Here is a 17,379-nt window from a genome sequence, read left to right as displayed (position 1 = left end):
CCCCCCCCGCTCCCCCCCCCCCCCCCCCCCCCCCCCCCCCACCCCCCCCCGCCCCCCCCCCCCCACCACACCCCCCCCCCCCCCCCGCGGGGCCGGGGGGGGGGGCCCCCCCCCCCCCCCCCACGACGATGAAGACCTACTTCGCCGGCACGGCGGATACCGGCCCGGATTACTTCACTGCGTCGAAGCACCAGGCCAGAATGCCCTTTTGCGCGTGCAGGCGGTTTTCGGCCTCGTCGAACACGACGGATTGTGGACCGTCGATCACCTCGTCGGTGACCTCCTCGCCGCGATGGGCGGGCAGGCAGTGCATGAATAGCGCATCCGGCTTGGCAAGCGACATCAGCTGCGCATTGACCTGATAGGGCTTGAGCACGTTGTGGCGGTGCTCGCCTTCCTTGTCGCCCATCGACACCCAGGTGTCGGTCACGACACAATCGGCGCCGCGCACGGCGGCTTCGGCATCCGTGCCGAGCATGATCGGCGCGCCGGTCGCCTTGATGAAGTCGCGCATCGCCTTTTTCGGCGCGAGCTCCGGAGGCGTCGCGACATTGAGCTGGAACTTGAAGCGCTCGGCGGCGTGCGCCCAGGAGGCGAGCACGTTGTTGTCGTCGCCGGTCCAGGCCACGGTCTTGCCCTCGATCGGGCCGCGATGTTCCTCGTAGGTCATGAGGTCCGCCATCACCTGGCAGGGATGCGAGCGGCGCGTCAGGCCGTTGATGACGGGCACGGTGGCGTTTGCCGCAAGCTCCAGCAGCGCATCGTGATTGAGAATGCGGATCATGATGGCGTCGACATAGCGCGACAGCACGCGCGCGGTGTCGGCGATGGTCTCGCCGCGGCCGAGCTGCATTTCGGCGCCGGTGAGCATGATGGGCTCGCCGCCGAGCTGGCGCATGGCGACGTCGAAAGACACCCGCGTCCGCGTCGAGGGGCGCTCGAAGATCATCGCCAGGGTCTTGCCTTCGAGCGGCCTGACCGGCTGATGCGCCTTCTGCTTCGCCTTCATCGCGGAGGACGCAGCGAGCATGCGCTTGAGCTCCGACAGCGGCAGCTCGTTGATATCGAGGAAGTGCTTCGGTGTTTTATCGGGCGACTTGCTCATCAGCTTGCCGCCCGCTTGTTGCCGGACAACGCGGTGCAGGCGCGCTCGAGCCGCCCGACGCTGTCCTCGATCTCGGCTTCGGTAACGATCAAAGGCGGCAGGAAACGCACGACATTGTCGCCGGCACCGACGGTGAGCAGCTTTTGGTCGCGCAAGGCTGCAACGAGATCGCCGGAGGGCACCACGGCCTTGATGCCGATCAGGAGGCCCTCGCCGCGCACTTCGCTGACGACATCGCCGTGACGGTCGATCACGGAGGCGAGCTTCTGCTTGAGCAGCAGCGACATCCTCTGCACGTGGTCGAAGAAGCCGGGCTTGAGCATGACGTCGAGCACGGCGTTCGCAGCCGCGATCGCGAGCGGATTGCCCCCGAAGGTCGAGCCGTGCGAGCCCGGCGTCATGCCGGACGCCGCTTCCGCGGTCGCAAGGCAGGCGCCGATCGGGAAGCCGCCGCCGAGCGCCTTGGCCAGCGACATCACGTCGGGTTCGACGCCAAGGCGGCGGTACGCGAACAGATCGCCGGTGCGGCCCATGCCGGTCTGCACCTCGTCGAAGGCGAGCAACAGACCCTTCTCGTCGCAGAGCTGGCGCAACGCCCTCAGGAAGGCGGGCGTTGCCGAACGCACACCGCCCTCGCCCTGGATCGGCTCGATCAGGATGCCGGCGGTCTGCGGACCGATTGCCTTTTTCACGGCATCGAGATCGCCATGCGCAACCTGGTCGAAGCCCTCCATCGGAGGGCCGAAACCTTCGAGATATTTTGCCGATCCCGTTGCGGCCAGCGTCGCCAGCGTGCGGCCATGGAAGGCGCCTTCGAAGGTGATCATGCGATAGCGGTCGGGATGACCCTTTGCGGCGTGATAACGGCGCACGACCTTGATCACGCATTCCAGCGCTTCGGCGCCGGAATTGCAGAAGAACACGAAGTCCGCGAAGCTTTCATTGCACAGGCGCGCGGCGAGCTTTTCGCCGTCCGGGCTCTGGAACAGGTTCGACATGTGCCAGAGCTTGGTGGCCTGCTCCTGCAACGCCGCGACCAGCGCCGGATGGGCATGGCCGAGCGCATTCACCGCCACCCCGGAGGTGAAATCGAGATAGCGCTCGCCATTGGTCGCGATCAGCCAGCAGCCTTCGCCACGCTCGAAACCAAGGTCGGACCTGGCGAAAACGGGGAGCAAATGCGGCGCTGCGCTGTTAGTCATGATGGTCACTTGAATGTTGCGGACGGAGTGAGCGTGCATTGCGCAACGCACCATCGACCGGCCCGGAAAACGAAACGTGCCGCCTCTTGAGGGCGGCACGTGCGACTATCTTAGGCCTGGTGAAACGGGTGTCAATGCCGCCCGGAAAGCCTCGCGAAACGCTGAATCCGTAGTCTTGCGGTGCCGATTTTGCGGGATTTGGCCACGGAACATGTGGAAGCGAGTCGGCGGACTCTTGCGCGGGAGTCACGCCATATTGTAGCGTTTGGATTGTCAGATACGACATCTCGTGCAGTGGTTCTGATCTTTAAGTCCTTATGTACCGGCGTAAACGTTCGGGCGTTCAAGACGCGCCCGGCGAGCCTTAAGGGATTCTGGCGGCACGGGTTTTTGAAGGCTTAGGCATTCGCTGCGAGGCCCCAGGATGGCTGGCGCGCAGCGAGGGAAAGGGTGCAATGACGGTTTTGACCTGGTCCGATGATCGCGTCGAGCAGCTGAAAAAGCTCTGGGAGGCCGGACTTTCGGCCAGCCAGATCGCGGCGGAGCTCGGCAATGTGACCCGCAATGCCGTGATCGGCAAAGTGCACAGGCTCGGCCTTTCGGGCCGCGCCAAGAGCCCATCATCGGCAGCGCCGCGGCCGCGCAAGGCGCGCCCCGCGCAGCACATGATGCGGGTGAGCCGCCCGATCTCGCGCGGCAACACCGCGCTGGCGCAGGCCTTCGAGGTGGAGGCTGAGCCGGATCCGGTCACCTATGACAACGTGGTGCCGATGAGCCAGCGGCTGTCGCTGCTGGAATTGAACGAGGCGACCTGCCACTGGCCGGTCGGCGATCCCTCGAGCCCGGACTTCTTCTTCTGCGGTGGAAGGGCGCTGTCCGGACTGCCCTATTGCGCTCAGCACTCGCGCGTTGCGTACCAGCCGGCGTCGGATCGGCGCCGCGCACCGGTAAAGCCGGGTCCCCGTTAGTCGTCACGCGAAGACAGTTCAACAATTTCAGTGTCGTCCCGGCCTAGTGCGCAATTGCGCACAGGGGGCCGGGACCCATACTCCGAGCACGCAATAATCGTGCGGAAGGGGTCACTCCGAGTCTTCGCCAAACCACGTTCGGTGGTTATGGGCCCGGATCAGCGCTCGCTTCGCTCGCTTGTCCGGGACGACGGCTGAGAATGCAGGGACAGCTCGCCAACAAACAAGCCTGCAACCCTACACCTGCTCTGCCTTGGCAAACCGATCATCCAGCGCGTAGCCGGCGCCGCGGACGGTGCGGATCGGGTCCTGCTCGCGGCCGAGATTGAGCAGCTTGCGCAGGCGGCCGATATGCACGTCGACGGTGCGCTCGTCGATATAGATGTCGCGGCCCCAGACGCTGTCGAGCAGCTGTTCGCGCGAGAACACCCGTCCCGGGTGCTCCAGGAAGAACTCCAGCAGGCGATATTCGGTCGGACCGAGATCGATCGGCCGGCCCGAGCGCGCCACGCGGCGCTTGTCACGGTCGAGCTCGATGTCGCCAAAAGCAAGGACGGTGGCGAGGCGCTCCGGGCTCGCGCGCCGCAGCAGGCCTTTCACGCGCGCCAGCAGCTCCGGCACCGAGAACGGCTTGACGATGTAATCGTCGGCGCCGGTCGCAAGACCCCGCACCCGCTCGCTCTCCTCGCCGCGCGCGGTGAGCATGATGATCGGGAGCTGCTTGGTCTCGGGACGGGTGCGAAGCCGCCGACACAATTCGATGCCTGACAGGCCCGGCAGCATCCAGTCGAGCACGATCAGATCGGGGATGTGCTCCTTGAGGCGGGTGTCGGCGTCGTCGCCGCGCATCACCGTCTCGACGTCATAGCCGTCGCCTTCGAGGTTGTAGCGGAGAAGCTCGGTCAGGGCTTCCTCGTCCTCAACCACCATAATGCGTGCGCCCATCGGGTCGTCGCTCCTTAAATCTTCAGGTGTTCGGTACCGTGTTGGCAAAGGTCGTCATGTCGCCCTTCGGCCGCTTGTCGGTGATCGCCTGGCCCTCGATCATGTAGAACACGGTCTCGGCGATATTGGTGGCGTGGTCGCCGATCCGCTCGATGTTCTTGGCGCAGAACATCAAATGGATGCAGAACGAGATATTGCGCGGATCCTCCATCATGTAGGTGAGGAGTTCGCGGAACAGCGAGGTGCAGATGGCGTCGACTTCCTCGTCGCCCTTCCACACCGCCATCGCCGCCGGCAAATCATGCGCGGCATAGGCGTCCAGCACCGACTTGACCTGCTGCTGCACGAGGTCGGTCATGTGCTCGAGGCCGCGGAACAGCTTGAGCGGATGGAAGTCCGTCTCCAGCGCCGCAACCCGCTTGCCCATGTTCTTGGCGAGGTCGCCGATGCGCTCGAGATCGGTCGCGACGCGCATGGCGCCGACGATCTCGCGCAGATCGACCGCCATCGGCTGGCGGCGGGCGATGGTGAGCACCGCACGCTCCTCGATGCGCTTCTGCAGCGCGTCGAGCTCGGTGTCGATGGCGACGACGCGCTGGCCGAGCGGGACGTCGCGGCGGATCAGCGCGTCGACGGACTCGACGATCATGCGCTCGGCGATGCCGCCCATCTCGGCGACCAGGCGAGTGAGTTCCTGGAGGTCGGTGTCGAAGGCCTTTGCGGTATGTTCAGAACCCATGTCGCGTCTCCTAGCCGAACCGGCCGGTGATGTAATCCTGCGTGCGCCGATCGGACGGCGACGTGAAGATCTTGCTGGTGTCGTCGAACTCTATCAGCTCGCCGAGATACATGAAGGCGGTCTTGTCGGAGACGCGCGCCGCCTGCTGCATGTTGTGGGTGACGATCGCAATCGTGTAATCCTCGGACAGCTCCTGGATCAGCTCCTCGACCTTGGCGGTCGAGATCGGGTCGAGCGCCGAACAGGGTTCGTCGAACAGAATCACCTCGGGCCTCACCGCGACGGTGCGGGCGATGCAGAGGCGCTGCTGCTGGCCGCCGGAGAGCGACAGGCCGGAGGCGTTGAGCTTGTCCTTGACCTCGTTCCACAGCGCGCCGCCGCGCAGCGCCTTCTCGACGCGGCCGTCCATCTCGGACTTCGAGATCTTCTCATAGAGACGGATGCCGAACGCGATGTTCTCGTAGATCGTCATCGGGAACGGCGTCGGCTTCTGGAACACCATGCCGACGCGGGCGCGCAGCAAATTGAGGTCCAGCCTGGGGTCGAGAATGTTGGTCTGATCGAGCATGAGCTGACCGGTGGCGCGCTGGCCGGGATAGAGGTCGTACATCCGGTTGAAGATGCGCAGCAGGGTCGACTTGCCGCAGCCCGACGGACCGATGAACGCCGTAACGCGGTTGGCGCCGAGCGTCAGGTTGATGTTCTTCAGCGCATGGTGCTCGCCGTAATAGAAGTTCAGGTTACGCACGGTCACCTTGGGAGGCGCCTCGGGCAGCACCGCCGCATGCGGCAGTCCACCGGACGCGCTCATCGACACGGAAAGATCACTCATTTTGCGGTCCTCTCGGCGCCAAGGATGCGCGCGAAAATATTAAGGGCAAGAACGGTCAGGGTGATGAGCAGCGCCCCGCTCCAGGCCAACTGCTTCCAATAGGCATAGGGGCTCTGCACGAAGTTGTTGATGGTCACAGGCAGGTTCGCCATCGTCTTGTTCAGGCCGAGGCTGAAGAACTGGTTCGATAGCGCGGTGAACAGCAGCGGCGCGGTTTCACCGGCGACGCGAGCGGTCGCGAGCAGCACGCCGGTGATGAGACCCGATCGGGCAGCCCGATAAGCGATCCGCTTGATCACCAGCGAACGCGGCAGGCCGAGCGCCGAGGCCGCCTCGCGCAACGCGTTCGGCACCAGCAGCAGCATGTCCTCGGTCGTGCGCAGCACCACCGGGATCACGATGACCGCGAGGGCGAGCGAGCCTGCGATCGCCGAGAAGCCGCGCATCGGCACCACCACGGCGCCGTAGATGAACAGGCCGATGATGATCGAGGGCGCCGAGAGCAGGATGTCGTTGATGAAGCGGATCACCGAGGTCAGCCGGTCATTGCGGCCGTATTCGGCGAGATAGGTGCCGGCGAACATACCGAGCGGCGCGCCGATGCCGACGCCGATCACGGTCATGATCAGCGAGCCGACGATGGCGTTGAGCAGACCGCCCTCGTTCGATCCCGGTGGCGGCGTGTTCTCGGTGAACAGCTGGACATTGAGTCCCGCCAGCCCGTTGTAGAGCAGCGTGATCAGGATCAGCGCGAGCCAGGTGACGCCGAAGGCGGTTGCGGCGATGCAGAGCCCGCGGACGACGATGTCCTTGCGGCGTCGGCGTGAATAGATCGGATTCATGGCGCTAATTCCCCGCCTTCTTTTCCAGCCGCATCAGCATCAGCCGCGCCGCTGCGAGCACGAAGAAGGTCAGAACGAACAGCAGGAGGCCGAGCAGGATCAGGCCGGATTGGTGCAGGCCGTCGCTCTCGGCGAACTCGGATGCGATCGCCGCCGAGATCGTGGTGCCCGGCGCAAAGATCGATGACGAGATCCGGAACGAGTTGCCGATGATGAAGGTCACCGCCATGGTCTCGCCGAGCGCGCGGCCCAGCGCCAGCATGATGCCGCCGATGACGCCGACCCGGGTGTAGGGGATCACCACGCTGCGGACGACTTCCCATGTGGTGCAGCCGACGCCGTAGGCGGCTTCCTTCAGGACCGGAGGCACCGTCTTGAACACGTCGACCGAGATCGAGGTGATGAAGGGCAGCACCATGATGGCAAGGATCAGCGCGGCATTGAACAGGCTGAGATAGGACGGGGGACCTGCGAAGATCGCGCCCAGCACGGGAACGCCGTCGAAGATCTTGATCATGAAGGGCTGGAACGTGTTGGCCAGGAACGGACCCAACACGAAGAAGCCCCACATGCCGTAGATGATCGAGGGAATACCGGCGAGCAGCTCGATTGCCATGCCGATCGGGCGGCGCAGCCATTGCGGGCAGAGCTCGGTGAGGAAGATCGCAATGCCGAGACCCACGGGAATGGCGATCAGCATCGCGATGAAGGAGGTGACGAGCGTGCCGTACATCGGCCCGAGCGCGCCGAGCACCGGCGGATCTGCGGAGGGCGCCCAGCGCTGCGTCCAGAGGAAGGAGACGCCGTATTCTTTCATCGCCGGGAAAGCGCCGACGATCAGCGAAATGATGATGCCGCCGAGGATCAGAAGCACCGAGATCGCGGAGAGCCGCGTAATCCAGTAGAAGGTAACGTCGCCGACCTTGAACGCGCTCAAGGCCTTGGCGCGGTCATACGGTCCGGCGTCGTCGATTACATCGCTCTGAACGGCCATCTCTGCCACGCCGATCCCCTGTACCAAATAGTATACGTTTTTTGTTGGTCCGTGCCCCGGATGCAGCGCAGCGCATCCGGAGCACGAGCGTCGCGAACCTAGCTCTTGATGTCGGCAGCCCAGGTCTTCTCGATCAGCTGAACGACCGGATCCGGCATCGGGATGTAGTCGAGCTCTTCAGCCGCCTTGCCGCCGCTCTTGAAGGCCCAGCGGAAGAACTTGATGGCTTCCTGCGAGGCCGCCTTGTCGGTGGCGTCCTTGTGCATGAGGATGAAGGTCGCCGCCGTGATCGGCCAGGATTTCTCGCCGGGCTGGTCGGTCAGGATGACGTAGTAGCCGGGAGCCTTGGCCCAGTCGGCGTTGGAGGCGGCCGCCTGGAAGGCTTCGACGGTGGGCTGCACAGGCTTGCCGGCCTTGTTGATGAGACCGGTGTAGGTCAGCTTGTTCTGCTTGGCATAGGCGTACTCGACATAGCCAATCGAGTTCTTGGTCTGGCTGATGTTGCCGGACACGCCTTCATTGCCCTTGGCGCCGACGCCGACCGGCCACTCGACCGCGGTACCCTCACCGACCTTGCTCTTCCAATCCGCGCTGGCCTTGGCGAGGTAGTTGGTGAAGTTGAAGGTGGTGCCCGAACCGTCCGAACGGCGGACCACGGTGATGGCCTCCGAGGGCAGCTTCACGTTCGGGTTGAGCTTCTTGATCGCGGCGTCGTCCCATTTGGTGATCTTGCCGAGATAGATGCTGGCCAGCGTCTCGCCGTCGAACACCAGTTCACCGGGCTTCACGCCCTCGATGTTGACGACGGGCACGATGGCACCCATCACCATCGGCCACTGGACGAGGCCGTCCTTCTCGAGCTGCTCGGCCTTGAGCGGCGCATCGCTGGCGCCGAAGGTCACGGTCTTGGCCTGGATCTGCTTAATACCGCCGCCGGAGCCGATCGACTGGTAGTTCAGACCGTTGCCGGTCTCCTTCTTGTAGGCGTCGGCCCATTTGGAATAGATCGGGAACGGGAACGTCGCGCCGGCTCCGGTGATGTCGGCAGCAAAGGCCGCCGTCGTCGATGCGGCGACCATGCCAGCAGCGACGAGTGTTTTGAGGAAATTCATGCTGGTCTCCATACAGGGGAGCGAAGCGCCATCCGCGCCCGATCGCGCTCCCCGTGCCGCCCCTTTAGGAGCGGACAGCTGAGCTTTTACGAAGGTTTGGTGACAGTCGGATGACAGTGTTAAGCAGCTGAAATCGCTGGAATTTAGCTCAGAGCCGCAGGCTTGCCCTGGGGAAAACAGGCGGTGAAAGTGGCGCCCTGTTTGGGCACGCTTTCGATCAAAAGCCGGCCGCGATGACGGTTAAGAATATGTTTCACCAGCGACAATCCCAGGCCGGTGCCGCCCTGCGAGCGGCTGTCGCCGACATCGACCCGGTAGAAGCGCTCGGTCAGCCGCGGCAGGTGCTCCGGCGCGATGCCGGGGCCGAAATCCCGGACCAGCACCCGGATTTCCTGAGTTCCATCAGGGGCCGCGCCTGATATCAGCGACACGATAATGCGTCCACCGGAGGCGCCGTATTTGAGCGCGTTCTCGATCAAATTCTCGAACAGGCGGAGCAACTCCTCGCGGTCCCCCGCGATCAGCACCGGGGTCTCGGGCAGCTGGGTCTCGACCTCGACCTGGCGTTCCCGCGCCAGCGGTTCGAGCCCATCGGCGACCTGCAAGATGATCGGCAGCAGGTCGACCAGGGTGTCGGGCCGCACATGGGCCGACAGCTCCACCCGCGACAGCGACAAGAGATCGTCGATCAGGCGCGCCATCCGGGTGGCCTGGTTGTGCATGATGCCGAGGAAGCGCTCGCGCGCCTTGGGATCCTCCTTGGCTTGGCCCTGGAGCGTGTCGATGAAGCCGGACAGCGCGGCCAGCGGCGTGCGCAGCTCGTGGCTGGCATTGGCGACGAAATCGGCCCGCATTTCCTCGACCCGGCGCAGCGGCGTCTGGTCGTGAAAGGTCATCAGCATGCATTTGTCGGCGCCGCCAAAGGTGGTCGGCACCGGCACCGGCGTGATGGTCAGCTCCATCCAGCGGTCGACCGGGACATGGTCGAGATAGGTCGCGCGCCGCGGCTCGGTGGTCGCGATCGACTCGCGCAGCGCCGTGATGATCTCGGGCGAGCGCAGCGCGAACTGGGCGAGCTCATTCCGGCGCAGTGCCGGCGCGAGCTGGGCGGCTGCGGCGTTGAGATGGATGACGCGGCCGGCGCGGTCGAGCAGGACCGCGGGATCGGGCATGCCGGCGACCACTGCGGCGACCGCCGCGCTCTCGACCGGGTTGACGCGGCGGGTCTCTTCGCGCGAGGCGGCGGTATCGTGCAGGCGCCACGGGATCAGCGCTGCGGCCGCGATGCAGAGGAACACCGCAATCGCATGCAGCGCCGATAATTCCCCCAGCGAGACCACCACGGATAGCGCGAGCGCCGCGGCGATCAGGATGACGGTCGAGTGCCGCAGCCGGTCGGACCAGGGCGGGGAGGAGGGAGAAGTTGGGGCGTCGATCGCCATCGGGGCGGGCTTCTCCAAAAGGCCTTGCGCCGGTCAGGCGCCGCTGTCGCTGCGCTTTCTCACGTAAGCGGCTTCAGGCGCGGGGCCGGGGTCGAGCTTGAGCGCCGCCTGCTGCAGGCGCTTCGATCGCGCGCCGATGATAACTTCGCGAAACGTCAGCAAGATTACAGAAATGACGAAAGGGGACAGATAATAGAGGACGCGGAACAGCAGCATCCCGCCCAGCAGCTCCTCGCGGTCCATCTGCCAGAGCCCGACCAGCATCGCCGCGTCGAACACGCCAAGGCCTCCGGGCGAATGGCTGGCAAAGCCGAGCAGCGTGGCCGAGACGAAGATCACCGCGACCACCACGAAACCGAGATTGGGCTCGTCAGGGACCAGCACGTACATCGCGAGCGCGCAGAAGCCGAGATCGATGATGCCGATCGCGATCTGGAGCAGCGTCAGCGGGCCGCCCGGCAGCATCACGGTCCAGGGCCCGCGGCCGACCATGCGCGGCTGGGTCCAGACCCAGACCACGTAAGCGACCAGTCCGACGATGATCATCATCGCCAGCATCCGGTTCAGCCAGGGCGGAAGCATGTCGATCGAGGCCGCGGCTTCCGGATGATAGGAGATGCCGAGGCCCAGCACCGCGGCATTGCCGAGCCAGAAGGTCAGGCCGGCGAGGAAGCAGATCTTTGCGACGTCGATCGCGTTCAGGCCGTAGGCGGAATAGATGCGGTAGCGCACCGCGCCGCCGGTGAAGACGCTGGCGCCGACATTGTGGCCGATCGAATAGCTGGTGAAGGCAGCGAGCGCGTTAATCCGATAGGGCACGTGGGGATGGCCGATCGCGCGCACGGCGAACAGGTCGTAGAAGGTCAGCGTGAAATAGCCCGCAGCGACGAACAGCGCCGCCATCGCGATCTGGCTCGGCTCGGTGCTCTTGATCGCTTCGAGGACTTCGTTGACATCGATGCCGCGCAGCATGTGGTAGAGCACATAGCAAGCGATGCCGATGACCGCGACGCTGATCACAACTCCAAGCTTATGCAGGATTTGCTTCTGGCGCAGAAACGACATCGCCCTGCGTATGGCTTCCAGCATCTAAACCTCGAACAACGCTTCAGCGGCCAGGGTGGCCGGCGAACAGGCGGACGACACGCAGGCACCCGACGAATCCTCGCCGGCGGCTCCGGCATCGCGCATGCCCCCTGCCCCTCCACTAGCGCGTTTTGGGGCGGAGTGGAATTCGACAATTCGAACAAAAAGTCGTGGCTTCAAGGTTTTAGGCAGGTTGCGGGCTCCTGATGCACGGTTTGGCGCTTTCGGCGGCAAGCCTGACGCGAATCTCCATGGCCATCCTGGCGCAGACGCCATGAAGTTTTGATGATTTCGGCCGTACAATGTTCCGTCACGGCTTAAGTCGAAATCAATCTATGGGCGGGATTTCGCTGTTGAAAGAGGGTCGCGCCGCGCGCGGCCGCTGCGGCGCGCACGATTACGTGGCCGACGGCTCGCGCTCGATCATCCGGTTGCACTGCGACATCACAGACGTCATTGCGGCCGCCCGCAAGCGGCCGCGATGAGCACGTCGTTCGGAGGTAGCGTTCTGCTCAGGCCGCAAGCTGCGGGCGCACCGCCTCGATGCCCGCAATCCAGCCGGCCACGGAGCGCCCGATCGCTTCGGGGTGATCCTCCTGGAGGAAATGCAGGCCGGCGCCGAGACGAACCAGCGCGCAGTGCTTCAGGGAGGCTGCAAACCGTTCGGCAAATTCCGGTGAGACCAGAGCTCCGGGCTCGCCGGTGAACAGGAGCTTTGGATAGGACGACGCGGCCAGCGCTGCATGCGCGGACTGCAGAGCCTGATAGACGTCAGCGGGCTCGCCTGCGATCGGCAGTTCGCGCGGAAGTGCAAGAACGGGCCGGCGGCTCTCTGGTGTTGGAAACGGCGCGCGATAGGGCGCCATCTCGTCATCGCTGAGCTTGCGGGCGATGCCGCCCGGCAGCACACGCTCGACGAAGGCATTCGCCTCGAGGATCATCGCCTCGCCCTCGCCCGGCGTCCTGAATTTGCGGAAGGCCGCCCGCGCCGCCTCGGCATGCTCCTGCTCCGCGGCAACCTCGGTGTCGTGGAAGTCCTGCCAGGTCGGCATCGGACGGATGAACTCCATGAAGGCGAGCCCGCGCACGAAATCCGGCCGGCGCGCCGCAAGATGAAATGCGAGCGCTGTGCCCCAATCCTGCGCAATGAGATAGGCCGACGTAATGCCGCGCTGTTCGATGAAGGCATCGAGATAGCGGACGTGATCGAAGCGGTACGCGATGTCGGGCTTGTCGGACTGACCGAAGCCGATGTTGTCGGGCGCGAGGCAATGCGCGACCGGTGACACCAACGGCATGATGTTGCGCCAGATGTGCGAGGACGTCGGATTGCCGTGCAGGAAGAGCGCGACCGGCGCGTTCTGCGCGCCTGCCTCACGATAGGCCATGCTGCTTCCGAGGACGGACGCTTTGCGAATCTTGATGTCGATCTGCTTGGTCATGTCAGCTCCTTGAACACGGTTTGGAATGCGATGCTCTTGAAACGTTCGAGCGCTTTGGGATTGCGGTCGACCTTCATGCGCAGGATCGCGCCCTGCCAGGACGCGAGCAGGAAGTCTGCGAGCTCCTCGGGCTCGAAATCGGATGCGATCTCGCCGCGGGTCTGCGCCTCGGCGATGCAGGCGGCGAACGGCACGCGCCATTCGGCAAAGATGTCGGCGAGGCGCACGCGCAGCATCTCGCTGCTGCCGGTCGCTTCCAGACTGAGATCGCCGATCAGGCAGCCGCGACCAAAGCCGTCGGCTCCCAGCCTGCCCGTGATGATGTCGAGGTAGCGCTTGAGCCGTGCGCGGGGGCTCAGCGAGACATCCTGCAATGCCTCCGCGACCAAGCTCCTGGTGAGATCGAAATAGCGGTCGAGCACCTCGGAGGCGAACGCTTCCTTGGAGCGGAAATGATTGGTGAAGGACCCCTGCGGCGCGCCCGCAGCAGTGGTGACGTCGCGCACGCTGGTGCCGTGATAGCCGGTCCGAAACATGACCTTCAGGCCGGCGTCGAGAATGGCGTCTTTGAGCGAGGGCTTTGGCATGGCGAAGTAATACGCACGTACGTATTAATGTCAAACGCCCCGCCCTTGCCCTTGAAACCTGATGGCGGAGCAAGTGATGAGCGCGATAGCGGGCGCGCGTTTGCCTCTCAGCTCAGCCGCTCAGGCCGGCGGCATGCTGCGTGCGACCACCCGATCGCGCAGCCAGGCGCCGATGGCGGCGCCGACGAGGTAGCAGCCGAACATGGTCAGGCCGAGGTCGAGCCAGTAGCCGAAGCGACCGGGGACCACATGCGCGAACGAGGCCGCGACCAGGCCGGCAACAAGCACGGCGAGCCAGCGCGCGGTCACCTTCGAGGTGCCGTTGCCGCGCTGGACCACCGAGATCCAGCCCATGCAGAAGCCGAGCAGCAGCGAGCCGATCAGCCAGCCCAGATGGAACGAGACGAGATAGGGCATCGTCACCTCACCAGAAATTCGATGCGGCGGTTCTGCGCCTTGGCGTCTTCGCTGTCATTGCCGGCGACTGGCTGCGTGCTGCCGTAGCCGACCGCGGTGAACCGGTTGGCAGGCAGGCCGGCCTTGACCAGGTAGTCGATCACCGCCTGCGCGCGCTTCTCCGAGAGTGCCTGGTTGAAGGAATCCTCGCCGTCGGCATCGGTATGCCCGGCGACCTCGATATTGGTGGTGGGGCATCGCAATGCCGTCTCGATCAGATGATCGAGAATGCCGGCGGAATCCGGATCGATCTCGGCGCGCTTCGCCCCGAAGCGAATCTTGGCCTTGGCCAAGAGCTCGGAGAACAATTGCTGGCACACGGTGCCGTCGACCGGCCCGGCAGCGGGCTTCACCGTGATCTCCGGCTTGTACTGCCAGTTTTTCGGAAAATCCTTGCCGAGGCCTGCGCGGATGTCGTTGGCGGCACCTTCATAGAGCGCATCGCCCGACAGCTTCACCTCGCGGTCGGACACGACGAGCGTGCCGGTCGACAGTCGCGACAGCGCGCCGAGCGCTGCGACCACGGCGGGGCTGAACGAGCCGGGCGCGCCGACGCTGGCCTTGAGATTGTCGACGACCTTTTCGTTGAAGAATTTCCGCGACGCACTGGTGGCGATGGCCGCGTGGACATTGTTGTCGGGAACATAGCCGGTCAGCGTCACCGTCGCAGCCACCGGATCCTTGTAAGCCTGGAACACGTAAGGCGGCGCCTTGACGTCGTTGGCGGCGATCGAAAAGCCCTCGGGCAGGTTTTTAAGTGCCGCTGCGACCGCTTCGCGGCCGCCGAGATCGCGCGCCATCCCCGACACAGTGACTTTGGTGTCTGTGATCGTGATCTTGCCGTCCTTGAGCTTGCCGATCTGGTCGAGCAGCAGCATCGCAGCCGCCTCGAACCGCGGCGGTGCGCCGCGGGCCAAACCCATCTGATCGGCCACCTCGGTGCCGCCGACCTCCTTGCGGGCCGCCTCTGTCAGGCGGCCCTTCATCGACGGCAGCGGCGCGGAGCCCGACAGCGTCACCCGCACCACGTCGCGTTCGGCGTTCCAGACGAAGGGCTTTGCCTCGGGCACGAGGCGGGTCCGGTCGTCGACCAGGCGCACGCCGGGGACCGTCTCGACCGCCACAACGGCGTCGCGGCGCCCCTCCTCGGAAAACGCGTCCGCAGCCAGGCTGACGTCGCGGCCGTCCACCGCGATCCGGGTCTTGTCCAGAACGGTATCCTTTAGCGCCGCCGAGCTGCGGGCGGAAAGGTCCGCCTCGACCGGCAAAGTGTTATTCCAGGCCGCAAATCCCCACATGACGGCCAGGGGGATCAGCCCCGGCCACCATTTGCTGGCCCACCTGAAAAGCTTGTGCATTCGACGACCCGAACTCTGGAACCGGAGACAAAACAAACCCTTGGCAGGCTGTCAAACCGGAAATGACGCCCTTCCGAAGGCCGGGCCTGGACAATTGGAATAACTTTTTCTTCAAGGGTTCTTCCGTAAGTTGAAAGCGGAATGCCAAAGTCCGCCAGCGGGTCATGAAACAACTCCGTAACAACGTCATCCGCGCCGGGCTGGAAGCACTCTATTTCAGCGGCGCCCACCACCTGTTGCGCCCGCTTTTGTCGGGCGTCGGCGCCATATTCATGCTGCATCACGTGCGGCCGGCCCGCGGCGCGGCGTTCCAGCCGAACCGGCATCTCGAAGTCACCCCCGAATTCCTGCGTGCCACACTGCGCCACCTGCGCGCGCGCGAGATCGACATCGTCAGCATGGACGAGCTGCATGAGCGACTGGTGCGGCGCCGGTTCGACCGCCGCTTCGCGGCCTTCACGCTCGACGATGGCTATCGCGACAATCTCGATTTTGCGCTGCCAGTTCTGCGCGAATTTGACGCGCCCTTGGCGGTCTATGTCGCCAGCGATTTCGCGGAGGGGACGGGCCGGCTGTGGTGGGAGGCGCTGGAGGCCGTGATCGCCAAGACCGAGCAGATCGAGGTGACGATCGGCAATGCCGCGCTGCGGCTCGATGCGACGACGCCAGCCGCCAAGCAGGTGGCGTTCGATCGCCTGCACGACTGGTTGCGCGCACTGCCCGGCGAGCACGATCTCAAGCGCGAGATCGAGGCGCTCTGCACGAAGTACGGCGTCGACATGGCCGCGCTGTGCCGCAGCCTCTGCCTGTCCTGGGACGAGGTGAAGACATTTGCCGCCGATCCCCTGGTCACGATCGGCGCGCATTCCGTCAGCCATTGCAATCTCGCCAAGCAAAGCGAAGCGATCGCCACGCAGGAGATGGCCGTGAGCCGCGCGCGGATCGAGCAGGCGCTCGGCCGCAACGTTCAACATCTGGCCTATCCCTATGGCGATCGCGAGGCGGCGGGCGAGCGTGAATTCGTGCTCGCTGCATCCGCCGGCTTCAAGACCGCGGTGACGACGCGGCCCGGCATGCTGTTCGCCGAAAACGCCGGCCGCATGACGGCGCTGCCACGGGTCTCGCTCAACGGCAATTACCAGGACACGCGGATTCTGCCGGTGCTGACCTCGGGCGCCGCGACCGCGATGTGGAACGGCTTCCGCAGGATCGCGGCGGCTTAATCTCTCCGTCTTGGCTGCCCGAACTCAGACGTCGCATGGCGAAAGCCAGGACGACGATGCGGCACTTTCCTTGACTCCCCTCCGTACCCCGCTCAAAACGTCGCCAAACACCAAGGGAGGCACCATGTTCAACGATCTGTTCTCGCTCAAAGGCCGCGTCGCGCTGGTGACCGGTGGTTCGCGCGGCATCGGCAAGATGATCGCGGCGGGATTTCTCAGCGCGGGAGCCGCGAAGGTCTACATCACCGCGCGCAAGGCAGGACCTTGCGAGGCCACCGCGAGAGAGCTGTCAGGCCGATATGACGGTGAGTGCATCGCGCTGCCGATCGACATCTCGACCGTCGACGGCTGCGACAGGCTCGCTGGCGAAATCATCAAGCTGGAGCCGAAGCTCAACATCCTCGTCAACAATGCAGGGGCTGCCTGGGGCGCGGAGTTCGACGAATTCCCCGAAAGCGGCTGGGACAAGGTGATGGACCTCAACGTCAAGTCGCTGTTCTTCCTGACCAAGGCGCTGGCCAAGCCGCTGCGCGCGGCGGCTTCGCATGAGCGGCCCGCCAAGGTCATCAACATCGCCTCGGTTGACGGCATTTTCATCAATCCCGGCGAGACCTACTCCTATGCCGCGAGCAAGGCCGCGGTGATCCATTTGACGCGGCGCATGGCGACGAAACTGATCAAGGACAACGTCAACGTCACCGCGATCGCGCCCGGCGCGTTCAAGTCCGACATGAACCGGGCTGCGCGCGACCATTCGGACGAGGTCGCCAAGCGCATTCCGGCGCGGCGGATCGGAACCGACGAGGACATGGCGGGCGTGGCGATCTATCTCGCCTCGCGCGCGGGTGACTACGTGGTCGGCAACACCATCGCGGTGGATGGCGGCGTGGTGTACGCGAACGCGGGGCTGGAGATCGCGGGGTAGGCGGGGGCGCGTCAGCACGACGCCCTCACCTCACACTCCGGTGTGGGGGGGGGGGGGGGGGGGGGGGGGGGGGGGGGGGGGGGGGGGGGGGGGGGGGGGGGGGGGGGGGGCGGGGGGGGGG

At 65.0% G+C, this 17,379-nt stretch carries 18 protein-coding genes; 4 read left to right on the top strand and 14 right to left on the bottom strand.

Going from position 1 to position 17,379, the window contains the following annotated elements; genetic code table 11:
* Window positions 1–169: 169 nt before the first annotated feature.
* Both argF and AC0L23_RS32765 read right to left on the bottom strand, forming a co-directional pair.
* Entirely contained in the window at window positions 170–1,105 is a 936-nt protein-coding gene (gene argF / locus AC0L23_RS32770) for an ornithine carbamoyltransferase (RefSeq protein ID WP_085349685.1), read from the bottom strand.
* On the bottom strand, window positions 1,105–2,307 hold the full coding sequence (locus tag AC0L23_RS32765) for an aspartate aminotransferase family protein (protein ID WP_026233078.1): 1,203 nt from the start codon (window positions 2,305–2,307) through the stop codon (window positions 1,105–1,107). Before AC0L23_RS32765 ends, argF begins: the two co-directional genes overlap by 1 nt.
* A gap of 455 nt (window positions 2,308–2,762) precedes the next feature.
* Between AC0L23_RS32765 and AC0L23_RS32760 the strand changes: the two genes are divergently transcribed.
* Window positions 2,763–3,275 (top strand): GcrA family cell cycle regulator, encoded by a 513-nt coding sequence (locus AC0L23_RS32760; RefSeq protein WP_007597869.1) that lies wholly within the window; start codon window positions 2,763–2,765, stop codon window positions 3,273–3,275.
* A gap of 237 nt (window positions 3,276–3,512) precedes the next feature.
* Here the strand turns inward: AC0L23_RS32760 and phoB are convergent, their stop codons facing one another.
* The 8 genes from phoB to AC0L23_RS32720 all read right to left on the bottom strand — a co-directional run bounded on the left by phoB (window position 3,513) and on the right by AC0L23_RS32720 (window position 11,270).
* On the bottom strand, window positions 3,513–4,220 hold the full coding sequence (phoB, locus tag AC0L23_RS32755; RefSeq protein ID WP_007597871.1) for a phosphate regulon transcriptional regulator PhoB: 708 nt from the start codon (window positions 4,218–4,220) through the stop codon (window positions 3,513–3,515).
* Window positions 4,221–4,242: 22 nt separating this feature from the next.
* On the bottom strand, window positions 4,243–4,959 hold the full coding sequence (phoU, locus tag AC0L23_RS32750) for a phosphate signaling complex protein PhoU (protein WP_018456067.1): 717 nt from the start codon (window positions 4,957–4,959) through the stop codon (window positions 4,243–4,245).
* 10 nt (window positions 4,960–4,969) lie between these two features.
* Complete coding sequence (gene pstB / locus AC0L23_RS32745; protein WP_085349683.1) at window positions 4,970–5,791, bottom strand: phosphate ABC transporter ATP-binding protein PstB; 822 nt, start codon at window positions 5,789–5,791, stop codon at window positions 4,970–4,972.
* Complete coding sequence (gene pstA, locus AC0L23_RS32740; RefSeq protein WP_018456065.1) at window positions 5,788–6,633, bottom strand: phosphate ABC transporter permease PstA; 846 nt, start codon at window positions 6,631–6,633, stop codon at window positions 5,788–5,790. Before pstA ends, pstB begins: the two co-directional genes overlap by 4 nt.
* A gap of 4 nt (window positions 6,634–6,637) precedes the next feature.
* On the bottom strand, window positions 6,638–7,627 hold the full coding sequence (pstC, locus tag AC0L23_RS32735) for a phosphate ABC transporter permease subunit PstC (RefSeq protein WP_085384939.1): 990 nt from the start codon (window positions 7,625–7,627) through the stop codon (window positions 6,638–6,640).
* A gap of 98 nt (window positions 7,628–7,725) precedes the next feature.
* Entirely contained in the window at window positions 7,726–8,739 is a 1,014-nt protein-coding gene (pstS, locus tag AC0L23_RS32730) for a phosphate ABC transporter substrate-binding protein PstS (RefSeq protein WP_085358361.1), read from the bottom strand.
* A 143-nt stretch (window positions 8,740–8,882) separates the two neighbouring features.
* Window positions 8,883–10,181 (bottom strand): ATP-binding protein, encoded by a 1,299-nt coding sequence (locus tag AC0L23_RS32725; protein WP_085349681.1) that lies wholly within the window; start codon window positions 10,179–10,181, stop codon window positions 8,883–8,885.
* Between the two features lie 33 nt (window positions 10,182–10,214).
* Window positions 10,215–11,270 (bottom strand): putative bifunctional lysylphosphatidylglycerol flippase/synthetase, encoded by a 1,056-nt coding sequence (locus tag AC0L23_RS32720; RefSeq protein WP_018456061.1) that lies wholly within the window; start codon window positions 11,268–11,270, stop codon window positions 10,215–10,217.
* Between the two features lie 350 nt (window positions 11,271–11,620).
* Here AC0L23_RS32720 and AC0L23_RS32715 point away from each other — a divergent pair, with 350 nt between their 5' ends.
* Window positions 11,621–11,752, top strand: coding sequence for a hypothetical protein (locus AC0L23_RS32715; RefSeq protein ID WP_274535543.1), 132 nt, complete (start codon window positions 11,621–11,623; stop codon window positions 11,750–11,752).
* 27 nt (window positions 11,753–11,779) lie between these two features.
* Here AC0L23_RS32715 and AC0L23_RS32710 read toward each other — a convergent pair whose 3' ends face one another.
* From AC0L23_RS32710 to AC0L23_RS32695, 4 genes are all read right to left on the bottom strand, one after another.
* On the bottom strand, window positions 11,780–12,709 hold the full coding sequence (locus AC0L23_RS32710; RefSeq protein WP_085358303.1) for a haloalkane dehalogenase: 930 nt from the start codon (window positions 12,707–12,709) through the stop codon (window positions 11,780–11,782).
* Window positions 12,706–13,296: a TetR/AcrR family transcriptional regulator gene (locus AC0L23_RS32705; RefSeq protein ID WP_085349679.1), complete on the bottom strand. Its 591-nt coding sequence runs from the start codon at window positions 13,294–13,296 to the stop codon at window positions 12,706–12,708. Before AC0L23_RS32705 ends, AC0L23_RS32710 begins: the two co-directional genes overlap by 4 nt.
* A 120-nt stretch (window positions 13,297–13,416) precedes the next feature.
* Window positions 13,417–13,713 carry a hypothetical protein gene (locus AC0L23_RS32700; protein WP_085384937.1) on the bottom strand — a complete coding sequence of 99 codons (297 nt, stop codon included), beginning with the start codon at window positions 13,711–13,713 and terminating at the stop codon, window positions 13,417–13,419.
* Between the two features lie 2 nt (window positions 13,714–13,715).
* On the bottom strand, window positions 13,716–15,110 hold the full coding sequence (locus AC0L23_RS32695) for an OmpA family protein (RefSeq protein WP_085358301.1): 1,395 nt from the start codon (window positions 15,108–15,110) through the stop codon (window positions 13,716–13,718).
* Window positions 15,111–15,274: 164 nt separating this feature from the next.
* Between AC0L23_RS32695 and AC0L23_RS32690 the strand changes: the two genes are divergently transcribed.
* Both AC0L23_RS32690 and AC0L23_RS32685 read left to right on the top strand, forming a co-directional pair.
* Window positions 15,275–16,333: a polysaccharide deacetylase family protein gene (locus tag AC0L23_RS32690; RefSeq protein ID WP_085349676.1), complete on the top strand. Its 1,059-nt coding sequence runs from the start codon at window positions 15,275–15,277 to the stop codon at window positions 16,331–16,333.
* Between the two features lie 124 nt (window positions 16,334–16,457).
* On the top strand, window positions 16,458–17,258 hold the full coding sequence (locus AC0L23_RS32685; RefSeq protein ID WP_085349675.1) for an SDR family oxidoreductase: 801 nt from the start codon (window positions 16,458–16,460) through the stop codon (window positions 17,256–17,258).
* Window positions 17,259–17,379 lie beyond the last annotated feature (121 nt).

The sequence above is a fragment of the Bradyrhizobium sp. MI1.4 genome, from assembly GCF_055811315.1.
Note: the sequence above shows the minus strand (reverse complement) of the source record. Positions and strands in the feature narration are given on the sequence as shown.

Coding starts and splice junctions, on each gene's coding strand:
- AC0L23_RS32685 (WP_085349675.1), top strand. CDS start 16,458: ATGTTCAACGATCTGTTCTCGCTCAAAGGCCGCGTCGCGCTGGTGACC.
- phoB (WP_007597871.1), bottom strand. CDS start 4,220: ATGGGCGCACGCATTATGGTGGTTGAGGACGAGGAAGCCCTGACCGAG.
- AC0L23_RS32700 (WP_085384937.1), bottom strand. CDS start 13,713: ATGCCCTATCTCGTCTCGTTCCATCTGGGCTGGCTGATCGGCTCGCTG.
- AC0L23_RS32725 (WP_085349681.1), bottom strand. CDS start 10,181: ATGGCGATCGACGCCCCAACTTCTCCCTCCTCCCCGCCCTGGTCCGAC.
- AC0L23_RS32720 (WP_018456061.1), bottom strand. CDS start 11,270: ATGCTGGAAGCCATACGCAGGGCGATGTCGTTTCTGCGCCAGAAGCAA.
- AC0L23_RS32695 (WP_085358301.1), bottom strand. CDS start 15,110: ATGCACAAGCTTTTCAGGTGGGCCAGCAAATGGTGGCCGGGGCTGATC.
- pstS (WP_085358361.1), bottom strand. CDS start 8,739: ATGAATTTCCTCAAAACACTCGTCGCTGCTGGCATGGTCGCCGCATCG.
- argF (WP_085349685.1), bottom strand. CDS start 1,105: ATGAGCAAGTCGCCCGATAAAACACCGAAGCACTTCCTCGATATCAAC.
- pstB (WP_085349683.1), bottom strand. CDS start 5,791: ATGAGTGATCTTTCCGTGTCGATGAGCGCGTCCGGTGGACTGCCGCAT.
- AC0L23_RS32765 (WP_026233078.1), bottom strand. CDS start 2,307: ATGACTAACAGCGCAGCGCCGCATTTGCTCCCCGTTTTCGCCAGGTCC.
- pstA (WP_018456065.1), bottom strand. CDS start 6,633: ATGAATCCGATCTATTCACGCCGACGCCGCAAGGACATCGTCGTCCGC.
- pstC (WP_085384939.1), bottom strand. CDS start 7,627: ATGGCCGTTCAGAGCGATGTAATCGACGACGCCGGACCGTATGACCGC.
- AC0L23_RS32705 (WP_085349679.1), bottom strand. CDS start 13,296: ATGCCAAAGCCCTCGCTCAAAGACGCCATTCTCGACGCCGGCCTGAAG.
- AC0L23_RS32690 (WP_085349676.1), top strand. CDS start 15,275: ATGAAACAACTCCGTAACAACGTCATCCGCGCCGGGCTGGAAGCACTC.
- phoU (WP_018456067.1), bottom strand. CDS start 4,959: ATGGGTTCTGAACATACCGCAAAGGCCTTCGACACCGACCTCCAGGAA.
- AC0L23_RS32760 (WP_007597869.1), top strand. CDS start 2,763: ATGACGGTTTTGACCTGGTCCGATGATCGCGTCGAGCAGCTGAAAAAG.
- AC0L23_RS32710 (WP_085358303.1), bottom strand. CDS start 12,709: ATGACCAAGCAGATCGACATCAAGATTCGCAAAGCGTCCGTCCTCGGA.